Consider the following 21,893-nt stretch of genomic DNA (forward strand, 5'->3'; position numbering starts at 1 on the left):
GGATAGCTATGACAATCAAAAGAAACTATAGTATAGACCTACTTCGCGGGTTGGCGATCATCGGAATGGTCTTAGCTGCCGTAATTCCGTGGACGTCGGATTTTCCGGCATGGATGTATCACGCCCAGGTCGGCCCGCCGGATTTCAAGTTCAATCCCAATAATCCGGGTATCACCTGGGTAGATCTTGTTTTTCCTTTCTTTCTATTCGCCATGGGCGCAGCATTTCCTTTGGCATTGCGAAATAAACTGGCCAATAAACAATATAGGATGATCTCTTCTGGGCTGTTAAGACGGGGGCTGGTGCTTGTATTTTTTGCGATTACGCTGGCTTATCTTACACCGGAAAACCTGTCGGGGCCAGAATGGCTGAATTACGCGACTTCTTTGCTGACATTTTTTTCTTTTTTTCTGGTTTTCATGCGTTTTGAAGGAGGAAGGTTCAGAAGATATGGTTTGCAACTGTTGGGTTTTCTCGTGATAGGATTATTGATCTATTACCATAGCGAAATACTCGGAAACACATTTGACAAATCAAAAAATAATATCATCATTCTGGTCCTGGCGAATATGGCAGTGTTTGGATCTGTATTTTGGTTGCTGACTTCCGAAAGTTTTCTGCTACGGATAGCCGTGCTTATTGCTTTTATGGGTGTGTGGTTTACCAAAGATATCGAAGGAAGCTGGACGCAGGTACTTTGGGATTTCCACCCCGACATACGATGGTTTTACAATTTTTCATTTTTGAAATACCTCTGCATCGTGTTACCCGGTTCGATATTGGGCGATTTGCTGGTGAGAAACAGGGATATCACAAACAACCTGTATACTGATCTAGAGCAAAAGAAAGCAAGATTTTTAGCCTTACTCGGCTTAGCCTTTATCGTTTTCCATGTTGTGACACTGTACATGCGTTTGCTACAATTCAATTTGATTGGACATGCTGCTTTTGGAATAGCTTTTTTTCTCTTTTTTAAGAAATACAATCAGGGACAATTTGCTTTCTATAAGAGTTTGGTTAGTTGGGGATTTGTTTTGGCTTCTGTCGCCTTGTTCTTTGAGCCTTTGGATGGAGGGATCAAGAAAGATCCATCTTCCTTTAGCTATTGGTTTCTGACAAGCGGATTGGCTTTTATTTTTTATATTGTCTGTGATTACTTGACCAAAAGCTTTCCCAACAACCCTATTATTTTGGCAATAGTAAAGAACGGACAGAACCCAATGATCGCCTATTGTGTATCCGCATTTTTTATTACACCTGTTTTGGGATTGGTGCATATATTACCTGTTTTTGACACGTTGTCGGGTATCCATCCTTATTTGGGTTTGGTAAAAACAGTGATCTATATTTTATTGATGATTTCGATCACCAACTATGCGACCAATAGGAGGTGGTTTTGGCGATCATAATTTTTTAAATATGTTACTCATAAAAACAAGTTTTCTAACTTTACTTACGGTGTTAGGGAGTCTCTACAACTTGAGAGGGCAAACTACCGATACGATTGATAGCAGTTATGTTTTCTCCGGCTATACCGAACGTTTGGCCGATTTCAGAAAAATGCCTGTCCTGCCAAAGTCTGTCATATTCGTAGGCAATAGTCTTACGGAGGCTGGTAGATGGAACGATATTTTGCCGCATCTGCCGGTATTGAATAGAGGAATCAGTGGTGATATCTCGTACGGTGTGCTTGCACGGCTAGACGAGATCACACGGCACCGACCAAAAAAAGTCTTTTTGATGATCGGTGTCAATGATCTCAAGCGAGGTATACCGACACAGAACATCATGGAGAACTATTCCAGGATTGTACAGGAGATAAAGCGGGCCTCACCTAAAACAAAAATCTATCTCAACAGCATACTGCCGGTCAATCCGAATAAATTGATCGAATCCTTTAAGTCCGTGACGAATAGTGATATCCAGATATTGAACGAGGGCCTAAAGCAGATCAGCCACAAGGCGGAGGGTGTCCGGTTCATCGATTTACATACGGTTCTTGCCGACAGAAATGGACATTTGCGTTCAGAAATCACGCCTGACGGCATTCATCTGGAAGTGTCCGCTTATATTGAACTGGTAGATTATTTGAAAAAAGTAAAGGCATTGTAAAATGAAGAGAGCAATATGGATATTGTTGGCGATGTTGGGAACGATACAAGTGTATGCCCAAGATAAATCACGGGATAGCACCTATAGCAACTGGTATTATGACGGTCGGGAAAAGCTGTACCAGACATTAAAGGGTAAGCGATATGACGTGGTGTTTTTTGGAAACAGTATCACCGAACGCGGACCATGGCAGGAGCTGATCGGCAGAAAATATAAGGTCGGTAACCGTGGGATTGGTGGTGACAATACATTTGGTATGAAAGCACGAATTGCCGATGCCATGAAGTCCAGGCCCAAGAAGATATTTCTTATGATGGGGATCAATGACATAGGCCGGGGACTACCTGCCGAATGGAGTCTGAAGAATTACGAAGAGATCATCAGAATCATCCGAAACACAAGTCCCAAGACGAAAATATACGTCCAGAGCACCTTGCCTCTCCATGAATCAGTTTTGAAATATGACTACTTGCTTGGAAAAGAACACCTGATCAGAATTTTAAACAGGGGTATAGAAGATCTGGCCCAAAAGTACAATCTGGTCTATGTGAATATCAAAGAAGCCTTGGCAGATGACTATGTACTGAAAGAGGAATATACAATGGATGGCATACACGTCAATACAGATGCCTATATCTGTTGGGTAAATTATTTAAAGGAGAAAAAATATTTATAGATGAAGATTACGGGTACTTTTTTGGATGAGATAAGCCACGATATACCGCATCAAAATTGGGGTAGAGAAGAATGGGATCGTGATTTTGGATACATGAAGGCCATTGGTATCGATACGGTCATCTTGATCCGTAGCGGATACAGAAGGTTTATGACGTATCCGTCGACGTGGCTACAGAACAGTATGGGCTGCTACACCCCACCAGTTGATTTGGTCGATATGTTTCTGCAATTGGCCGAAAAGCACGGTATGAAATTCTACTTTGGTCTGTACGATAGCGGAAAGTATTGGGACACGGGAAATATGCAGCACGAAATCGATGCCAATCGTTTTGTGATTGATGAGGTATGGAATAGGTATGGACATTACAGCAGTTTCGGTGGATGGTACCTGAGTATGGAGATCAGTCGCCAAACCAAAGGAGCCGCCAGTGCCTTTCGTATCTTAGGTGAGCAATGCAAAGCTGTGAGCGACAACCTGCCTACCTTTATTTCCCCTTGGATCGACGGCAAAAAAGCTGTCATGGCCACTTCTTCCGGCTTGACCAAAGCAGACTTTGTGTCTATACAGGAACACGAAAAAGAATGGAATGAGATATTCCACGAAATACACAACGCTGTAGATGCTGTCGCATTCCAGGACGGACATATTGATTATCATGAACTGGAAGATTTTTTTGCGGTCAACAAGAGTCTGGCCGATAAATATAACATGCAATGCTGGACCAATGCCGAATCGTTCGACCGTGATATGCCGATCAAGTTTATGCCGATCAAATTCGAGAAACTTCGTCTGAAACTGGAAGCTGCCCGAAAAGCCGGATACGACAAAGCGATCACTTTTGAATTTTCGCATTTTATGAGTCCCCAATCGGCCTATTTGCAAGCCGGACATTTATATAACAGGTATAAGGAGTATTTAGAAACATTGAAATAAATAGAGTAGAAATGAAGGAATTTGTTGAGCGGTATAGAAAGGAACTGTTGGAGAACACCATGCCGTTTTGGGTGAAGTATTCCAATGACAAGGAATACGGCGGATTTTTGACGTGTTTAGACCGGGATGGTACAGTATTCGACACAGATAAGTTCATGTGGTTGCAGGGAAGGCAGATCTGGACATTGTCCATGCTGTACGAACGTGTAGAGCAGAATGCCGTATGGAAAGAAATGGCGGAACAGGGTGCTGACTTTATACTCAAGAATGGAAGAGACGAGAAGGGAGATTGGCATTTTGCATTGGACAGATCCGGTCGTCCTCTTGTGCAACCCTACAATATTTTTTCGGATTGCTTTGCGAGCATGGGACTAGGGGCTTTGTACAAGATTACCGGCAAAGAAGAATACGCTCAGGTGGCTTATGATACCTTTAACCGCATACTCGAACGTCGGGACAACCCCAAAGGAAAGTACAACAAAGCCTATCCCGGTACCCGTTCGCTGAAAGGGTTTGCTCTTCCTATGATCCTGAGCAATCTCTCCTTGGAACTCGAACATATCGTTGGTACGGATACCGTCGAGTCGCTGATCGACAATGTCGTGCATGAGGTCATGGAAGTCTTTTATCAGCCTAATACGGGTTTGATTATGGAGAATGTTAATCTGGATGGTTCCTTTTCTGATTCGTTTGATGGAAGATTGGTCAATCCCGGACATATTATCGAGGCAATGTGGTTTATGATGGATCTGGCCGATAGACGTGGGGATGATGTGTTGATGAAAAAATGTGTAGATATCGCTTTGCGTGCCCTTGAGTTTGGATGGGATGAAAGATATGGGGGTATATTATATTTTAAGGATATCCTGAACAGACCATTACAACAGCTTGAATGGGATCAAAAACTTTGGTGGGTACATTTGGAAGCATTGGTATGTATGGCCAAAGGATATGTCTATACAGGCAATGATAAATGCAAAACATGGTTCGAGAAACTGGATGAATATGCCTTCCGCAATTTTGCAGACCCTACGTATGGAGAATGGTACGGATATCTGAATAGGCAGGGTGAGCCTTTGCTGACTTTGAAAGGCGGAAAATGGAAGGGATGTTTCCATTTGCCCAGGGCTTTGTTCAAGATTTATACGGAATTGGAATCTCTGAAAAAAGAGCAGACATTGCTTCTATAAGTTTATATCCATTGAGATACGGTAGTCGATGGGGGAAGAAAGTAACCATTCTTACAGGCCACTTTTTTGTAATATCATTTTATCAAGAAATATACAATGTAAACATATGCTGATTTAACGTAAGAAGAAATGGATCTATTAAATGAAATAAACGCTTTAACACTGGTCTTTGTCGCCCTATTGATCTTTGCGATTGCTTATCGGTTTTATGGTATATTTATCGCAAACCGGGTACTGAAGCTGAATGCCAAAAACGTTACTCCTGCAGTCGAATATGCAGATGGACAGGATTACGTAGTTACGAACAAAAACGTACTGTTCGGACATCATTTTGCCGCGATTGCTGCAGCCGGTCCATTGGTAGGTCCTGTACTGGCGGCACAATTTGGCTATTTACCCGGTGCACTTTGGATCTTGATCGGCTGCGTTGTGGGCGGAGGCGTACATGATATGATCGTACTTTTTGCTTCTGTACGTCATAAAGGGCAAAGCTTAGCCACGATTGCCTCCAAGGAGATTGGTCCAACCATTGGCTCTGTAGCAGGACTGTCAGTGCTTTTTATCCTTGTACTTACGTTGGCCGGTCTGTCTTTGGCCTGTATCAGTGCTATGCATGAGGCTCCGTGGTCACTGTTTACTGTCATCATCACTATGCCGATAGCCATTGTCATGGGACTGATTATGCGGCGTCGAAAAAACAGTGTCGGCTTTGCCAGTATCTTAGGTGGAGTTTTACTGCTTTTCGGTATCATTGGAGGGCATGATCTAATGCGGCATGAATACATCAGTAACCTATTCCATTGGGATGTATCGACTATTTCTATTGCCATTGCAGTCTACGGCTTTCTAGCCTCTGTACTTCCTGTATGGCTATTGTTAGTCCCGCGGGACTATCTATCCACCTACCTCAAGATAGGTACCATCCTCATGTTGACAGTAGGAATTATCTTTGTGAACCCTAACATCGAAATGCCTGCGTTTACCCAGTTCATCCATGGTGGTGGGCCCGTTGTTGGCGGTGCCGTATGGCCTTTTATTTTTATCGTGATCGCTTGTGGTGCCATCTCAGGCTTTCATGCGATCATAGCTACCGGTACAACCCCAAAGATGTTGGGCAATGAAAAGGAGATACTGTTTGTTGGATACGGTGCCATGCTGGTCGAAGGCTTTGTCGCATTGATGGCATTGATTGCTGCCTGTACGCTGATGCCGGGCGATTATTTCGCGATCAATGTGCCAACGGCTGTTTACGACAGTTTTTTGGCGAATAACCCCACGCTGCATCAGATAGACCTGCAGAGCTATGTCGATAAGATCGGGGTCGAGTTGCAAGGGCGCACCGGTGGAGCCGTATCTCTAGCAGTAGGTATGGCGCACATCTTTCATAATATTCCATTCATGGATGACTTGATGGCCTATTGGTACAATTTTGCGATTATGTTCGAGGCAGTATTCATCTTGACCGCCATCGACGCTGGTACCCGAGTCGGGCGTTTCTTTTTGCAAGAGATGCTTGGAACGGTTATCCCTAAGTTTAAGGACAAGAACTGGTTGCCGGGTGTGTTGATCAGCAGTTTTGCATTCACATTTGCGTGGGGGTACCTGGTTTTTACAGGGAATGTAAGCAGTATATGGCCATTGTTCGGAATCAGCAACCAATTATTGGCGGCTTGTGGACTGATCGTGTGTACAACCATGCTCTTGCGATTAAACCGAGGACGGTATGCGCTTTGCTCGGCTATTCCCGGCATATTCATGTCTGTCATCACATATTGGGCTGGATATATCCAAGTGGTGGACATCTACATTCCTAACGGGCAGTATATGCTAGCATCATTGGCTGTGCTGGCCTTAGTACTCATGTCGATCGTATTCGTCGCTGCATTCAGGAAATGGTTTCAACTGATGAGCATGCCAGCAGATAAGGTAGATGAATATGGCGAGACAGTGAAAGTATTGGTGGAGAAATAAAGCACAGAAGATTTAGAACAGGAGTAAACTCTGATATATGAAAAGAAAGACAAGAACGACTATCCTATAGCCGTCCAAAAAAATATTGCTACCGTCTTAAAGACAAAAGCATACAGATCAAACCGTCATTAAAGGTAATAGCTGCTATTGATAGGGTCGTTCGGAACCAAATGTTTATGAACACTAATCAATTATGCTATGAAAACGATGATGTATCAATTATTATTGTCTGTCCAAAACATTGAAGAGATGGTGTCGTCCCTCCCTCTAGATAATGTGAGCAAAGAAGAAATCAAGTTTAAACTGGAATCCTTGCAGGCCGATCTCAAACCCGACGAGCGGCTGATCAGCTATAGCGAGGACGAACTGATGACGGTCAAGGAGGTCGGGATCGAGTTTGGCGTAAGCCACAGCAAGATTGTTGACATGCGGCAGAAGGGAGAACTGACCACGATCAAGCGTGGCTCGGCCGTGCGCCTGATCAAGACCGAAGTCGAAGCTGCTAAGGAATGATATTCGATCCCGAAAGGTAAGATTTAGCCTTTCGGCGCATACACAGTTCGTCCGATGGGATACGCATACTACGGCCCAGCGTGTACCTCGTTGCCAGACCTGCATAGCGATTTCTAAAAGGTATCCCTAACCCCGTCACATGTACATGCATATGGCCTAAGGTGATAAGGCTTCATGCTCGTGTGCATACAATATACCACTGAATCCGTGCATGGGCAACCAAAGTGGATGCGCAGACTGCAAAAACGCGTATATACTCTGCTCAACTTCGCTTGCAAGTGTGTTCACACGGTACCCTATTTGACAGGATAGGGATACATTTTGTATAGATCCATGGCCATGGATCGAAACAGGGTATACATTTTACCAAATTGTGTACACATTTATGCTAACGGTGTGTGCATGTTATGAAACAGTGTGTACATTGTTTGCAAACCGTGCATACCATCGGCAAAAATGTACATGTCTTTTGGAATACCGGATATGCATGTGCGTACATAGGCTGCACACTTTGCAGACTGCTGTATGCCATGGACCAAATCTTGCATAGCGTCAATGAACCTGTACATATAGCGATGCAACCGTTGCACCCATCTTGCTGATTTATATAGACAGTTGGCGAGCTTCTGTATGCGATCATTCGATCTGTATGTACGTTCTCACGTGAGGGATACACCCCGGGAAGGAAATGCCAGATACGCAGCAGATCCACTCATTACCTGCATGATATTTTCTCCATAGCCTACCATCGCAAATCATTATCACACTAGGCACACGCTTGCCGCGTGTGCCTAGTGCTAAGATATGTACACCCGACAGGACCATTCGGGAAAATCACAAAGAGAAAAAACTTAGAGTCTTAGTGGCAAACAATCAACAACTTAAGATAAAAAAACAGTGTTGAACACGAAGGATAGGTTAAGATCCGTCACGGCGTCGTATTCGCAACCGGTAATACCTTGCCATTGTAGTATTTGCTGCCGTTCTGGGCAAATTCGGCGATATATCTGCCCATCTCAAAGGCCAATGTCCCCGCTTCTACCCCCGGAAAAGCCGTTTCAAACATTTCCGTTTGTGAAGAGCCCAAAGCCAGGCAATTGACTTTGATTCCTTTATCTTTAAATTCCTCTGCCAAACATTCCGTCAGCACGGCCAAAGCACCCTTACTGGCCGAGTACGCACTCAGTCCCGGAAACTTGACCGAGCCTTGAAAGCCGCCCATACTACCGATATTGACGATATGTGCCCCCTCTCCCATCAAAGGTACTACATGCCTAATCATATTGACATGTCCCAGTACATTCGTTTGGAGCATATACGCAAATTCTTCGGCAGAAGTATCCAAAAAGGGCTTGTTGACCAATGCACCCGCATTATTGATCAGGATATCGACCTTGTCAAATTTAGATTTTATGTAGGGGATCAACGAGTCTTCATAATTGTCATAGACAATATCAAATTGTGCCGGATACAACTTCCCGCCATCCGGATTTAAGGAGGAAGCAATCTCATGCAGCTTGCGCAGTTTGTCTGTCGAACGTGCCAATGCAATAACCTGATTGTCCTTGTTGGCTGTCAAATCCAATACAGCTTCAAAACCAATACCGCTGCTCGCACCTGTGATGATAATATTTGCCATTATTCTTCTTCTTTTAAAGCATCCTTGTCAATCTCTTCTTCGACCTCCGCTACGGTAGGCAGATGATCTGCCCCCAATCGCTGAGGTCTGAAAATATAATATATTCCCGAAGATGCGACTATAACCGAAATCAGATTGAAAAACAAACTAAGCAGCACGGCTGTATGCTCATCGATCTGGAAATAGGTCGCCCCATAGACCATGACGAGCTCACGTAGCCCTACCCCACCTCCTATAGACGGAACAATAGCCACAATGGCCGACAACAGGAATATCAGTAAATATGGTGAAAATTTGCCGTCAAAATTTAAGGAATACAAAATCAATATGGCCGCCAAAACCTGAAACCCCTGTACGGCCAATGCCTTAATATGTGTACGAACAAATATCCGGGCAAACTGCTTGAAGAGTATGCGCAGGAAAAAATAATAGGAGACCGTACCAATGATAGCTGCTGCTATCGTAATAGCATTTGGAATTGCCAACCGGGGCATAAACACAACCAAAGCACACGTGATAAGAGCCAATGCCCACAAGCCACTCAACCGATCAAAAAACACGGCACTCAATATCTTTCTACCTGAGATCTGGTGCTTTTTTTTGAGGAAATAGATCTTGTAGCCATCTCCGCCGATACCGCCCGGTAAAAAATAATTGTACAACAAGCCCAATTGATACAATCGCAAATTGTACCGTTCGGAGAGGTCAAGATGTATGGCCTTGAAAAAGCTATTCAACCGGGAAGAGGCCACAAGCTGCGAGACAACGTAACTGCATAGGCCCAGAAAAAGAAAGAACCAATTGCAGTCGACAAGCGCCGTTTTGAGTTCGGTAAAGTCAATTTTTCTGGAAACCCAATACAAAGCCACAAGAGTAATGATGGATTTCAGAATATTCTTACCTATAGTTGTCAGTCTTTTATTACGCATGTATCCGAATTCCTGCTTAAGGTTCGTAAAAGTACGCATTAATCACTAAAAACACATATTCCTTTTAACAATATTAACCCTTCGTTTTCTCTAAACAAACTATCTCCCCCCAATAAATAAATTTCCTGTCTCCTATTGATCCAAAAATTTCTGTTATGGTATGATTTTTGGATGAGGTCGTCATGGAGATCATAAGTTTCTTATCTTTGCGGATATAAGTGAATTTAAAATTAGAAAATGATAATTATGTGTAAACGTATTCTTTCTTTCGTATCACTACTGGTAGTAGTGTTGGTGGTGGCATCGTGCGGTGCCCAGAAAAAAGGTTCTTCCGAAGTGACCGGTACAGCAGGGTCCACTTCAGGACCTTCGGCCTCTCAATGGCGATCGGGCATCAAGGGAAAATGGGTGCTCAACTCGGTAACCCGCGAAAATATTCCCCAAACCTACACGGTCAAAAATATTTTTGACGAAGCCCCTGTCGACTGTTTTATCGGTAGCGAATGGAATCTGCCCGGTGGCAATTATAAAGGAAGTATCACCTTCAACACAAGCGGCACACTCTGTGCAAATGGAGCCGTACGCACGATCATTTGGGACGTCTACAATCCAGGGAAATCAGGAGGTGAACCGCAGTTTCAATTCAAGAAATTGTATGCCGGAGACAAGGCGTCCAACGTCACAAGCGGTTACCGTCTGGATCTATCATATGCCAACGAAGGATCTTTGGTGATGAAAATGCCCGTTCCTTTGGATAATGGAACCACCGGATATCTGGTGTTTAATTTTTCGAAAGGGAATTAAAATAACTATTGTAGAGACGCGATTGATCGCGTCTCTACTTTTTATTTCGTCCTTTCCAATGCCTGCAAAATATCACCGATAATATCTTCCTGATCTTCCAATCCTACAGACAAACGTATCGTACCCGGATGAATACCCAAGCTGGCACGTTCATCCTCTTTTAGCTTGGAATGTGTGGTCGAAGCCGGATGCGTAGCGATAGTTCTCGCATCACCCAGATTGGACGTGTACTTGATCATTTCCAACGCATCGACAAACCGAAAGGCACGCTCTTGGCCACCCTTGACCTCAAAAGTCACGATTCCTCCTCCCGCTTTCATTTGCTTCTTAGCCAACTCATATTGCGGATGGGATGGTAAAAAAGGATATTTCACATCCACTATCTCACTGTGTTTCTCCAATGCCTCAGCCAGCGCCAACGCATTAGAAGAGTGGCGATCCATGCGTAATCCCAACGTTTCCAGACTCTTTGAGAGTACCCATGCGTTGAAAGGTGACATGGCAGGCCCTGTATGACGGATGAAAAACATCATTTTATCCATGAGCTCTTTTTTGCCGACCACTACTCCACCCAATACACGTCCTTGTCCGTCCATATATTTGGTTGCCGAATGTATGGACAGGTCGAATCCGTACGGTAAGGGTTTTTGCAGATAAGGTGTTGCAAAGCAATTGTCGATGGAAAAGATGACCTGTGGATATTTTTCTTTCAAACGTCCCAGGGCTTCCAGATCGTACAATTCTAGCCCCGGATTTGAAGGGGATTCCAGAAATATAATCTTTGTATTGGGCTGTATCGCCTTTTCCCAATCGGCAATATTTGCCGTACTCACATAAGTATGGGTGATACCCCATTTGGGAAACAACTGCGTCAACAACTGATGCGTGGATCCAAAAATGGCCCGGCTGGACACAATATGATCTCCGCTCTCAATAAATGCAGCAAATCCGGCAAATACTGCCGCCATTCCCGAAGAAAATGCAAGACCAGCTTCGGCATCTTCCATCGCACATACCCGGTTGATAAACTCGGAGGTATTGGGGTTCGCATATCGGGAATACACCATACCCTCTTCTTCCTCCGCAAAGATCGCTCGTCCTTGCTCAGCACTGTCAAAAATAAAACTGGATGTAAGATATAATGGAACGGAATGTTCTCTGGTCGCAGAGCGTGGAGCCTGCTCCCTGATAATTCGGGATTGATCTTTCTTCATGATCGACAAATTTAGATAAAATGCTTTGCATTCACCAATACCGATAGAGAAAACTCACAATGAACATTTTACAAACCTACGTTGGCGTACGAATAGAGTTTATTTACAAATAAAAAAAGGTTTTCAAACGGGGAGAATGAAAACCTTTACTAACCAATTATAAACCTAAATTATGATAACACAAAGATAAGTGTAATTTGTACACAATAAAAGCAATTTTGCATTATTTAACACTATTTTTCTCACCATAGCTAATAAAACATACTTCTCCCCTGTTTAATCAATAAAAAACAAAGGGCTGTCTCCTATGTTTGTATCAAGCAAATATAGGAGACAGCCTCTAACATGATATGTACCGGAGATCAAGGGATCTCATATTGATCAAATTCCGTATAAAACTGGTCCAAAGCCAAAGGCTCCGGAATGAAAACACTTCTATATGAAATAGGAATATCCATATCTATATCATTGATAACGGTTTGTTCCGAATCTTTTGGAATGCTGATCTCTTGGATATTTCCGTTGATGTCTGTGTACCGCAGTTCGGTATGCAACATTGTTTCCGAAAATTCTTCATACCAATTAATTGTCACGGATCCGGACGATACAGAAGTACTTTCAATCACCCGGTTTCGCAGTGTCTGCTGGAACATTTCTCCATAGGCCCGAGCGGTAATTTCGGTGGGCAGAGAGCGGTTCCCTTTCTCATCATAGGTGATTGCATTAAATACATATTGTTCTTCGGACAGCCCTTCTATCAGAACAGCCCCTACATCTTCGGTTTTATCCATTAGGTACACCACGGAATCACTACGATCATTCCAATAGACCACCACCTTCGTTATACTCGGGTCTGATGGGTGGTCCCATTCTAATTTTAGCCGCTCATAGCCGACATAAGCACGTATATTATTCAATTTTCCTACATAAATACGGTCGCCAAGTTCAACTAAGTCTTTGTAGTAGTAATCCATAGGTGTACATCCAATCAATCCATATAGTACGATTACGAAGCAAATGGTGATAGATTTAATATTCATATGTTGTCTCATGGTTTTGCGTATTTTAATTATTCAATTTTGCTGCCCCAGAAGGCCATTTCGGTAATATATACGTGTTGGGTAAGTCCCCATGTTTCCAGTGTTTCAAAGCGGATGTATCGACAAGGTTGTATATCAAGGTCAAATACGTACTCCTCCCCTGCCCTGGCCACATCAAGATCCTCGGGCGTAGCATTGCCGCTTGGCGTACCGGATGGTTTAATATTTTCAAACTCTCCCAACACATACCAACTTTCGTCAAACGAACCATCGGGATTTGGATCCATACTGCCCCACACCCGGAATTTCCTTGGGTTCGCAGAATTGTAGGTGGCCGTCGCAGCAATATGTTGCCACAGTTTGATCCGGCTTAAGTGATAAGTACCTTGCAAAAAGATGGTAAAATGCTGGGGAACGCCTGAATTCAGCGGAGAATAATATCCCTGCGTCTGATTACCTGTCCGTCCGTCAAATAGCCAGGACATACGCCGGGCAGCTCCCACCTGATGCATTTCATGTTGATCTCCGGGAAGGTTAGTCTCATAAAAATTAGACATATCGATCTGTGCTTCAAAATACGGGCTAAATTCGCCAAACAGCGTATCGCTGTAGTTGAGCCAACGATCACGCACATACACCCCAAATTTGCGTAGATCGGTATTGAAACCCCGAGCCGAAAATTTGATGTTCTTGCTGCTAGTATATAGCTGTTCGATAACTTGCCATTCATTATCTTCATTCAATGTAATCAGATCAAAAACCAAGTTGCTCTCAAAAACGTTTTCTCCTGATACGTTGGCTCCTCCAAAATCTGGTATGATTTTTAATGTTTCAAAGACCTCCGATACAGGCGGTTTAAGGGGATTGACTTGGATGATTAGCGGTTCAGACCGTTGTTCATCGCGGCCCACCGTAAATAAGGAGACGGTATATTGGCCTGCGCTTGGAAACCCTTCGACAGTAATGTTGTCCTTATACTTCGAAGACCGTGCTTCCCGTTTGACTCCCGGTTTAATTTCATACTCAGCCACCACATAGGCTACCCATTCATCAGGCACTTCATAGGTAATGTCTGCCCCACCAGCAAAATTTGACACATTATATTCACGGATTTTGCTCGGTCTCTCTCCATGGGTAAGTGGTTTTTTAATTTCTTCCTTGCAAGCAATAACGGAAAAAACCAGGCTGATATAAACAGCATATTTAGCTATTTTAGATATAGGTTTCATCATTATTCTTTTTTTGATTTAGTCATTCTTGTTGTTTATTCGTCGACGCTACTACCAACCAGGGCTCTGTAACAGATTCCGGTTCCTGATAATGTTGTACTCTCTGATGGGCTGAAAATAATCACGTTGGCGGAAAGTACGCTCGAATACCACGGTTTCGCGATAATAAAGTGCGGCATCGGTCTGCAATAGATCCCAACCAATCATCGGCTTACTCAACTCTGAGGCCGCTTTTTTCCATCGTAGCAAATCCCATAAGCCTTTGGCCTCATATACCAATTCTATACGACGCTCTTGATGTATAATTTCTCTCAAGCCTTCCTTGGTCTGGAATTTTGTCGGATTCCGGGAGTGCTGTGCCCATGCATCCTGTACACCGGGCAAACCTGCCCGCTCTCTAACCAGATCCAGGTATTCAAAAGAACCGTCATTCGGCCCCAGGTATTCATTGGCTGCTTCTGCATATAGCAGGTACAGGTCTGCCAAGCGCATATTGGGCCAGTAGTATGCGACAACAGAGTAACTGGAAACCCCTACCACATTGAGGTAATTGATAAGTTTTTTCGGCCAATATCCCGTTGGTGTATATCGATCTGCAAATTGACGGGACGTAAATCCACCGGCCCTTCCTTCCAAGTGCCAAGTATCGTTGTCGTCAAATTTTCCTTGTCCATACCATATCCCACCATCAAATCCTGTGGATGCATAGAACCGGTCTTCCCGATCGAAGTGCATCGCAGCGGTAGTATAGCCCTGTTTGATATTGTATTTGTCCGCTGCACTTGCTACTTTGAGGTCAAACCGACCATTATAATCCCATCCTGTATCTTCGTCAATGGGCACGCCATTCTTGGTATAAAAAAGATTGACAGTATTCAAAGGTGGACCATAGCGGCCTTGCATACCGTCATGATTTCGGGTTGGATCCCATGTACGTGGTGTGAGTGCTGTTTGGGTCGCAGTAGCGCCTGTATATGCCCAGATTACTTCGCTGTTCCATTTTTCACATACGGCATTTCTGATGCCCATCTGTATAATCGTGTGATCAGAAAGGTTTTGTCCTACTCCCGGTCGGAATTTATGTAATTCCATACCTGCCTCATGGCATACATCAATTGCTGCTTCTGCCGCTTCCATAGCCAATCGCCATTTTTCCACATCATAATCGGGATTGAACAGAGAGCCATATTTTGGATCGGTATAGCTAAGGTAATCCCTGTTTCCATTGTATAGGGGGCTTGCCGCAGTCACCAACACCAAAGCCTTAATAGACATGGCAATGGGTTTGGTGACTCTGCCCAATTCGTTGCCTTCGTCGGCGATGATCAGGGGCAAATGGGGAATTGCCTCATCTAATAACGCTGTAATATAGCTGAATCCGGCATCTATAGGTTCTCTTGATACCCTAACCTTCTCAAGATCCGCATCAATAGACAGGTTTTCGCGTATAATCGGAATCGGCCCATACATTTGCATCAATAAAAAATGGTAGTATGCTTTCAAGAATTTAGCTTCACTTTCCCAGCTCAGCTTTTCTTCATCAGACATATTTGGTACGGCGTGGATATTTTCAATAAAGATATTGCAATCACGAATCGCCTGGTACATATCGATTCCTCCCATCAGTCCGTCCCACCAATTCAACACAGGATCGACCACATTCTGCTGTCCCCTCACAAATGCGGTCGAATTACTGTTGTACACGTACAATGGTATGATTTCATGCCCCAACAGTGACGGGCTCGTCGGGATTCCACCTTGATTGGGTAAGTATGAGTAGCAGGTAAATAAAAATCGTTCCGCTGTACTGCGCATCGTAAACGCATTTTCAAGTGTAGCCACATTATCGGGTACGATATCCAGATAATTGCAGGAATTAAGCCCTATAAGTGACATGAATAATATAATAATTTTTTTCATGATCAATTGGTTTAGAATGATAGCTGTGCGCCGATGTTGAATACTCGCTGTACGGGATACCCAAGCCCATTGCCGGCCATTTCGACGTCCCACAGCTTAAATTTGCTCCAAGTGAGCAGATTGGTACCATTGAAATATACCCGAAGCCGCTGGGCATTGATTCGCTTTATCACATGCTGTGGTAGTGTATACCCAAGTTCTACTTGCTTCAGCCGGAGAAAAGTCCCGTCACGCATAAACCATGTGCTGTACTGCTCATTATTGGCATTCCCTCCCTCTGGGCTCAAACGAGGCCACAGGGCATACACATTTCTGTTTTCTTCAGACCAGTAGCTGTCTGCGTATGCTTTGATCACTTGATTTTGGAGAATCGTACCCGGAGCAAAAACCTCATCTGAATATAGGTAGCGCCTAAAGGGTGCCGTAGCCTTAGGGTCTATCCAAAATGATTCTCTGGCAAGACCTTGGAGGAATACAGAAGCATCAAATCCTTTATATCCTGCCGATAATCCAACCCCATAATTTATTTCGGGGATTTCCGGGTAGCCTAAGGGTGCCATATCCAACTCTGTGATCTGTCCATCACCATTGATATCCATATATTTGATATCCCCTCCACGTACTTCACCAAAATGTTGCTGGGGAGAGTTGGCCACTTCTTCATCGTCCACAAACAGCCGTTCGGCAATGAAACCTCGACGAATGGAAATGGGGTAGCCCACCCGCGTCATCCAAGGCTCATCGTACAAAGGCTCTTCATATACTTTGAATACACTAGTCGCATACGTGAAATTAAACAACCCTTGTATCCACAGACTATTTGAAAAATTGCGCGAATAGTTCATCGACAGATCTATTCCTTCTCCTTTGGCTTCTCCGACATTAGCCGATATATCGGCCGATAATCCCATCGTAGTCGGGATATCTTCTCGAACCATCAGGATGTTTTTTCGCGTTTCGTTAAAATAGTCCGCAGTGATCTGCAACCTGTTGAATAGCCCGACTTCCAGTGCGATGTTTGTCTTGTAGGACGTTTCCCACATAATATCCGGGTTGGAGTAGCGTGTGACGGATATCCCTTCTTTGCTATTCCCCCCATCCCGGCCGAAGGTATAGCTCCGGTCAGTGGAGTTCATATTGACATTAGAAAGATAAAAGAAACGGTCACGAGGGCTTCCTATTGCATCATTTCCCACGAGCCCGTAAGTACCCCTGATACGCAGATTGGATACCACCGGTTTAATATTTTCCCAAAATTTTTCATTAGACGCGCTCCACGCTAAACCCACAGAAGGAAAAAAGCCAAACCGATTGGATTCGTGAAAGCGTTCGGAACCATTGTAGCCAAAATTAAATTCGGCATAATAACGGCTGTCGTATGCATAAGTAAAACGTCCGGATACCCCAAGATTTCTGAATGGTAACGATAGCTGTAGGTCCCCCGCATTGCCATTCAACTGATTTCTCAATATATTGACCAACATGCCGCTAAAGGCGTGTTTATCGCTAAAAGTACGGTTGTAGCTCAGTGCCGCCTCCATATAGAATATAGAGCTTACCGTTTTATCTCCCTCGGCGTAGTCTAGGTATTCTGTACCTTGATTCTCATTGATCAGATAATAATTGGGCTCCCCGCTCGGACCTAACCCCATAAACTGGTAATAGAAAGGATTGTACTGCCGTCTCACGGAGAAATATGAATTTCTTGTCGTATTTGCCATTCCCCTCAATGATAACCCCTCTGTGAGGAATGACAGGTTTTGCTTGAGTTCCAGCTGTGCCAGCATCATAGAACGCGAATACTCCCTATATCCCTTGACCATATCTGCATAAGGATTCAGGTAACCTCCTGTTCCGAAATTACCAAACATGGTGTGTTTCACCCAATTGTATTCTCCCTCACTGGGGTAATATGGAGCAAATAATGCGGGATTGGTTCGCATGATATCACGATACACCTTGTTGCCCCCATCGATAGGGCCGCTATAGTCATCGAATGATCCGTTCAATCGCACGATGAATTCGGTTGTTGGACTTAGGTTTACATTGACATTGCTTCGCAGGGAATAGGTTTTGAGATCAATGTTGTTGTTGAAGTTACTTCTTCTATCCACTTTCAGCACACCATTGTCTTGATTCAGTGCTCCCGACACGAAATAGCGTGCGACTTGCCCTCCTCCACTGACACTTAAATTGACCCTTTGGTTCATCGTGTACTCTTGGATCAGTTCTTTTCTCCAATCAGTCGAAGGATACTCCAATGATCCGCTTCCCGGTACGGTGCGCTCTATCTTCGACTGAGAAAACGGCAAGAAGCCCAAGGGATCTCGGGTAAGAATGGCTTCATTCGCCATTTTCATATAAGTGACCGGGTCGGCCAATTCTACATTGCTGGTAGGTGTAGATACCGAGTTTTCTATTCTGACAGAGATATTAGCCGGCCCTTCCTTACCTTCCTTGGTCGTAATGAGGATAACGCCATTGGCGCCTCTTGCCCCATATACAGCGGTGGCTGTGGCGTCTTTCATGATGGAGAAGTCAGCTATATCATCTACTTGTAGACGTGCCAAATCCGTAGTGGTCACTTCTACATTATCTATCAAGATCAGTGGATCCACCTTGTAGCCAAATGTAGTAACCCCACGGATGAAGAAATCAGCATTGTCCATGCCCGGTTCGCCGCTACGTTGAAAAGCAATCATACCGGCGACCCTGCCTGCCAGAGCTGTTGTCAGGTTGCTGGAAGGCACTTTGAGCTGCTCCGGCTTTACCGATACGACCGAACCGATCATATCCGTCCGCTTCTGTCGTCCGAAACCTACTACGACCACATCGTCCAGTTGAGAGGTAGATGCTTTCATCACTACATTCAATTGTGATTTTCCGTTCACGGGTAGTTCTTGTGTCTCATATCCCACCATAGAAAAAACAAGAACCGCATCGCCGGGTACATCTATCACATACCTGCCATTCAGATCAGTAGAGGTGGCTTGAGCCGAACGCCCTTTTTGCAAAACCGAGATCCCCGTCAGTGCTACACCCAAGGTATCGGTCACTTTTCCCTGTACCGCCATTTGCAAGAGAACGTGCAGAGATGGATGTGCAGAGGTTTTTGTGTTGTCATTTCTTCTTCTTCTCGATTTGACATATATCATCCCATTACTGACCTCTGCATAAAGGGGCTGGTCTTGAAAGATCGTACGGAGTGTCTCATCCAGTTCGGCATTGGAGACTCTTACCGTTACTTTCTTGGCTTCTTTGAGTAGCTTGGTATTGGCGATATAGCTGTAGCCACTCTGCTTTTTTACTTCTCCCAACACCTTTTCCAGAGGTGTATCGGTAAACTCTAATGTGATAGTCTGAGACTTAAGGCTGGCATTGGCTTGCACAACAAACAGCAAAAGTATAAAAAGGAGCTTCATGCGAATCAATATTTTGAAGCGTGAATATTGCAGAATGTGTATGTTGCGGGTATACACACCCTTGCAATCTATGATATAATTCATAAATTTGTTTTGTTAGGTTAGAAAATGTGATGTTTTTACTCGCAGTAGGCAGGCACATTAACCTGGCTTTGTCCGGGGGTGTTGCAAGCACTTCCGGCTTTTTATGGGATGCTATCTCTTCTTCAACAGGAGCCTCCTTTCTTTGATCTCAAACCGTAGATTACTTGTTTCTTCTATTGCTTTTAGCACAGCGGATAACGGCATATTGCGGCTTATCTCGGCATAGAACTCTTCTTGTGGTATAGACGTAATCTCCACCTCTATATCATACCAGCGTTCGAGTTGTGGCAATATATCTGCCAGTGTACTGTAATGAAATACAAATTCGCCCTGCACCCAGCCTGTGACAGCATGAATGTCAGCCTGTTCGGTCTTAAAACTGTCCCCCTGTAATATAGCTTTTTGCCCTGGCCGCAACACCATGCGATGTCCATCATTGCTGTTGATAACCACACTGCCAGAGACCAAGGTAGTATTTGTGGTTTGCTGATCTCCATAGGCTTCTACATTAAATGTCGTTCCTGTGACTGTAATCTGCTGCTCATTGCTCTCCACAATGAAAGGCTTTGTTTTGTCCTCAGCGATATCAAAAAATGCTTCTCCTTGTAGCTTTACAGTACGCTGACGACCTTCGAATCGTGTAGGATAAGTAATAGAAGAAGCCGCATTGAGCCATACCTTACTGCCATCAGGTAGCGTCAGTTGGTATCGTCCGCCACGTGGTGTAGCTAGCGTGGCATGCTGTACCACTGTGGGGGTGATCATGACCTTCTCGCCATCGGTATAAGCAAGCTTATCTCCATATGCTACGACACCGTCCCTGTCTTCGTCCAATTCAATGACTGTACCATCAGATAATGTGATCGTAGCCTTATTGCCTCCGGGAGCCACATCATCGCTATAGATACTGGTTAACTGAGTTGACACGCTTATGGTCGAGGAATTATAAACATAGTATCCTGCAAAACCGATAATCAACATCGAAGCAGCTATGGTCATCCACTGCCATAAGGGGAATATTCTGGCCGGCATCTTCGGATTTTCTTCCCGTCCGGCAATACGCTGTTTGATGTGCTGTAAAATGCGGTGGGTATCTGCTTCCAAATGGTCGAGATTCTCCGGTTCTGATTTCTGAAGGTATTGATCAGCCAGCTTTCCGAGACGATTATCATCGGCCTGCTGAATCAGGTCGAAAAGCTCCTGCTTTTCAAGTTCGTTGATCGTATTGGTTAGATACTTGTTATATAATTCTTCAATGCGTTGCATGGGCAAAGTTGGTCAGGACGTAATTGCCCTTTTATAGATATGACGCTTGAAAAATATAAAGTGACTACTGGGGCTGTGGATTTTTTTTAAATTTATTTTTATGGTCAATTTAAGCACACGTACGTCGCGTGCGCTGCTTAATTATTAAAACCTAACAACTTCCGTGGGAAAGTGCCAAAATTAAAATCAACGGGGACAGAGTTTTACCTGCCTTTTCAAGATATTCTTTTACAGAGCTGATAGCCTTCACCAAATGGTTGTGAACAGTATTGGGGCTGATATTCATAATCTCTGCTGCTTCCTGATGACTTTTACCCTCAATTTTACACAGTGTAAACGCTCTTCGTCGTTGCTCCGGAAGTTGAGCAACAGCATCATCGAGCAATTGTTGTGTTTCTCTTGCCAAAATATATTCCTCCACGCTCTCCGTCGTTTCGGGGATAGATAGTTGCACATGATGTTGCATTCTGCTCTGTCGTTCTAATTTTCGGAAATAATCCACTGCCATCCGTTGTGCAATCCGGTAAAGGTAGGCTTCAAAAGACTGTTGAATAATAATCTCTTCCCGTTTTTCCCAGACTTTTACGAATAAATCCTGCAATAATTCATCAGCTTCTTCTAAGCTTTTTACCATACGCCGAAGCCTCCAATATAAGGATTTGGAATATTGAAGGTAAAGGAGTTCAAATGCTTCATGATCTCCTGCCCGTAGCCGAAATAACAAGTCCTTATCGTTGGGATGGTTAGTATCAGTACTCATATATAATAAGCAGCTATTTTCTCAAACTTACATAAAATGCTTTGCATTCACCAATAACGATAGAGAAAACTCTATATAGACCTCACGCTGGCGCACGAATAGAGTTTATTTACAAATAAAAAAAGGTTTTCAAACGGGGAGAATGAAAACCTTTACTAACCAATTATAAACCTAAATTATGATGATAC

General features: G+C 43.9%; 19 protein-coding genes. 8 read left to right on the top strand and 11 right to left on the bottom strand.

All coding sequences use genetic code 11. The features are described 5' to 3' along the window. Positions 1-8 precede the first annotated feature (8 nt). From G5B00_RS01730 to G5B00_RS01760, 7 genes are all read left to right on the top strand, one after another. Positions 9-1,409 (top strand): DUF5009 domain-containing protein, encoded by a 1,401-nt coding sequence (locus G5B00_RS01730; protein WP_163871513.1) that lies wholly within the window; start codon positions 9-11, stop codon positions 1,407-1,409. Positions 1,410-1,419: 10 nt separating this feature from the next. Further along, complete coding sequence (locus tag G5B00_RS01735; RefSeq protein WP_163871514.1) at positions 1,420-2,112, top strand: GDSL-type esterase/lipase family protein; 693 nt, start codon at positions 1,420-1,422, stop codon at positions 2,110-2,112. A 1-nt stretch (position 2,113) separates the two neighbouring features. Beyond that, a complete protein-coding gene (locus G5B00_RS01740; protein WP_163871515.1) occupies positions 2,114-2,788 on the top strand; it encodes a GDSL-type esterase/lipase family protein in 675 nt (224 codons plus the stop codon). Next, entirely contained in the window at positions 2,789-3,724 is a 936-nt protein-coding gene (locus tag G5B00_RS01745; RefSeq protein WP_163871516.1) for a DUF4434 domain-containing protein, read from the top strand. Positions 3,725-3,735: 11 nt separating this feature from the next. Beyond that, the gene (locus G5B00_RS01750; RefSeq protein WP_163871517.1) at positions 3,736-4,914 is read left to right on the top strand and encodes an AGE family epimerase/isomerase; all 1,179 of its coding nucleotides are present in this window, start codon (positions 3,736-3,738) and stop codon (positions 4,912-4,914) included. 129 nt (positions 4,915-5,043) lie between these two features. Then, positions 5,044-6,885, top strand: a complete 1,842-nt coding sequence (locus tag G5B00_RS01755) for a carbon starvation protein A (RefSeq protein WP_205966249.1) — start codon at positions 5,044-5,046, stop codon at positions 6,883-6,885. Positions 6,886-7,092: 207 nt separating this feature from the next. Then, positions 7,093-7,398, top strand: a complete 306-nt coding sequence (locus tag G5B00_RS01760) for a hypothetical protein (protein WP_163871518.1) — start codon at positions 7,093-7,095, stop codon at positions 7,396-7,398. Here G5B00_RS01760 and G5B00_RS01765 read toward each other — a convergent pair. The 4 genes from G5B00_RS01765 to G5B00_RS01775 form a co-directional block, all read right to left on the bottom strand. Continuing rightward, entirely contained in the window at positions 7,388-7,549 is a 162-nt protein-coding gene (locus G5B00_RS01765) for a hypothetical protein (protein ID WP_163871519.1), read from the bottom strand. The genes G5B00_RS01760 and G5B00_RS01765 overlap by 11 nt on opposite strands. A 5-nt stretch (positions 7,550-7,554) precedes the next feature. Continuing rightward, on the bottom strand, positions 7,555-7,686 hold the full coding sequence (locus G5B00_RS18245; RefSeq protein ID WP_255453770.1) for a hypothetical protein: 132 nt from the start codon (positions 7,684-7,686) through the stop codon (positions 7,555-7,557). A 640-nt stretch (positions 7,687-8,326) separates the two neighbouring features. Next, positions 8,327-9,037 carry an SDR family NAD(P)-dependent oxidoreductase gene (locus G5B00_RS01770; RefSeq protein WP_163871520.1) on the bottom strand — a complete coding sequence of 237 codons (711 nt, stop codon included), beginning with the start codon at positions 9,035-9,037 and terminating at the stop codon, positions 8,327-8,329. Further along, positions 9,037-9,966: a lysylphosphatidylglycerol synthase transmembrane domain-containing protein gene (locus G5B00_RS01775; RefSeq protein WP_163871521.1), complete on the bottom strand. Its 930-nt coding sequence runs from the start codon at positions 9,964-9,966 to the stop codon at positions 9,037-9,039. Before G5B00_RS01775 ends, G5B00_RS01770 begins: the two co-directional genes overlap by 1 nt. A gap of 246 nt (positions 9,967-10,212) precedes the next feature. Between G5B00_RS01775 and G5B00_RS01780 the strand changes: the two genes are divergently transcribed. Continuing rightward, the gene (locus G5B00_RS01780; protein ID WP_163871522.1) at positions 10,213-10,770 is read left to right on the top strand and encodes a hypothetical protein; all 558 of its coding nucleotides are present in this window, start codon (positions 10,213-10,215) and stop codon (positions 10,768-10,770) included. A 41-nt stretch (positions 10,771-10,811) separates the two neighbouring features. Here the strand turns inward: G5B00_RS01780 and G5B00_RS01785 are convergent, their stop codons facing one another. The 7 genes from G5B00_RS01785 to G5B00_RS01815 form a co-directional block, all read right to left on the bottom strand. Beyond that, complete coding sequence (locus G5B00_RS01785; protein WP_163871523.1) at positions 10,812-11,984, bottom strand: trans-sulfuration enzyme family protein; 1,173 nt, start codon at positions 11,982-11,984, stop codon at positions 10,812-10,814. 362 nt (positions 11,985-12,346) lie between these two features. Beyond that, entirely contained in the window at positions 12,347-13,024 is a 678-nt protein-coding gene (locus G5B00_RS01790; RefSeq protein ID WP_205966250.1) for a DUF4998 domain-containing protein, read from the bottom strand. Positions 13,025-13,053: 29 nt separating this feature from the next. Next, the gene (locus G5B00_RS01795; RefSeq protein WP_163871525.1) at positions 13,054-14,256 is read right to left on the bottom strand and encodes a DUF5000 domain-containing lipoprotein; all 1,203 of its coding nucleotides are present in this window, start codon (positions 14,254-14,256) and stop codon (positions 13,054-13,056) included. A 48-nt stretch (positions 14,257-14,304) separates the two neighbouring features. Further along, positions 14,305-16,173 carry a RagB/SusD family nutrient uptake outer membrane protein gene (locus tag G5B00_RS01800; protein WP_205966251.1) on the bottom strand — a complete coding sequence of 623 codons (1,869 nt, stop codon included), beginning with the start codon at positions 16,171-16,173 and terminating at the stop codon, positions 14,305-14,307. An 11-nt stretch (positions 16,174-16,184) separates the two neighbouring features. Continuing rightward, positions 16,185-19,679, bottom strand: coding sequence for a SusC/RagA family TonB-linked outer membrane protein (locus tag G5B00_RS01805; RefSeq protein WP_163871526.1), 3,495 nt, complete (start codon positions 19,677-19,679; stop codon positions 16,185-16,187). Positions 19,680-19,790: 111 nt separating this feature from the next. Then, positions 19,791-20,945 (bottom strand): FecR family protein, encoded by a 1,155-nt coding sequence (locus G5B00_RS01810; protein ID WP_163871527.1) that lies wholly within the window; start codon positions 20,943-20,945, stop codon positions 19,791-19,793. Positions 20,946-21,096: 151 nt separating this feature from the next. After that, entirely contained in the window at positions 21,097-21,705 is a 609-nt protein-coding gene (locus G5B00_RS01815; RefSeq protein ID WP_163871528.1) for an RNA polymerase sigma factor, read from the bottom strand. Positions 21,706-21,893 lie beyond the last annotated feature (188 nt).

This window comes from Parapedobacter sp. SGR-10 (assembly GCF_011030405.1).
Classification (GTDB): domain Bacteria; phylum Bacteroidota; class Bacteroidia; order Sphingobacteriales; family Sphingobacteriaceae; genus Sphingobacterium.